The sequence below is a fragment of the Pseudonocardia pini genome (genome assembly GCF_013870575.1).
In the GTDB taxonomy this organism is placed as follows: Bacteria; Actinomycetota; Actinomycetes; order Mycobacteriales; family Pseudonocardiaceae; genus Pseudonocardia; species Pseudonocardia pini.
Genome location: NZ_JACBXB010001086.1, coordinates 1 through 1,388, shown reverse-complemented (window position 1 = coordinate 1,388; position 1,388 = coordinate 1). Strand labels below are relative to the sequence as shown.

At 73.6% G+C, this 1,388-nt stretch carries 1 protein-coding gene; it reads right to left on the bottom strand.

Going from position 1 to position 1,388, the window contains the following annotated elements; translation table 11 throughout:
- The coding region (locus H5J29_RS32740; RefSeq protein WP_181784765.1) for a fatty acyl-AMP ligase at positions 1-1,339 on the bottom strand (1,339 nt) is incomplete at its 3' end.
- Positions 1,340-1,388: the final 49 nt, after the last annotated feature.

Here is a 1,388-nt window from a genome sequence, read left to right as displayed (position 1 = left end):
CGACGGTGTGCTCGACGTCGTGGGGATGGTGGTTCCGGCCGCGGATGATCGCGACGTCGGAGATCCGTCCCACGACGTACAGCTCGCCGTCCGCGAGCACCCCCAGGTCCCCGGTGCGCAGGTACTCCCCCGGCTCCCCGACGACCTGCGCGCGGAAGGTCTCCCCGCTCACCTCCGGCTGTCGCCAGTAGCCCTGCGCCACAGCGGGTCCGGACACCCAGATCTCCCCGACGGTCTCCGCGCCCACCGGTCGCGAGGTGTCCGGGTCGACGATCCGCACCGTCTCGCCGTGACCCGAGCCCGCCAGCACCCTGGTCCGCCCCGCCTCCAGCCGTCCCTGCCCCAGTGCCGTGGCGTCGGCGTCGAGCAGGCGGGGGCCGCGCAGGCGCCCGGTTCCGGTGACCATCAGTGTCGCCTCGGCGAGGCCGTAGCAGGGGTGCATCGCGGCCGGGTCGAAGCCGTGCGGGGCGAAGATCTCGGTGAAGGCCCGGACGGTCTCGGGTCGGACGGGCTCGGCCCCGTTGAACGCGACCTTCCAGCTGGTCAGGTCCATGACGGGGACCCCGCGGGCGGCGGCGGTCACGCAGGCGTCGAAGGCGAAGTTCGGGCCGCCGCTGGTGTGCGCGCGGTAGCGGGACACGGTCTCGAGCCAGAGCAGCGGTCGTCGCACGAACGCCATGGGCGACATCAGGACCGCCTGCGCACCCACCCACAGGGGCTGCAGCACGTTGCCGATGAGGCCCTGGTCGTGGAAGAAGGGGGCCCAGCCGACGACGGTGGATCCCTCGTCGTGCCCGAACGCCGCCGCGATCATGTCCTCGTTCGCGGCGAGGTTGCCGTGGGAGACCATCACCCCCTTCGGCACGGACGTCGAGCCGGAGGTGTACTGGAGGAAGGCCAGGTCGTCGGGGGTCCTCGGGACCGGCTCCCCGGCACCGGGGGCCACCTCGTCCACGGCGAGGAACGTCCCCGCCAGCGACTCCCGCAGCGACTCGACCGAGGAGCGCAGGGTGAGCACCACCGCGGGATCGGAGTCGGCGACGACGGCGGCCGTCGCCTCCTGCACCCGGCTGCGCCGTGGCGGGTTCACCGGCACCGCGATCACACCCGCGTACAGGCAGCCGAGGAAGGCGACCACGAACTCGGCACACTGCGGGAAGGCCAACAGGGCCCGGTCACCCGGCGCGCACGGCAACGCCTCGGCGACCCCGAGGGCGGCGCGGTGCAGGTCGGAGTAGGTCAGCACGCGGGTCTCCGTGCCGCGCTCGTCGAGGAAGACGTACGCGGTCCGGCGCGGGTCCTGGGCGGCCCGCAGCGCCACGACCTCGGGCAGGATCACGTGAGCGCTCCCGCCGTCACCGTGACCGGCAACCGCGCCGGAGCCCGGA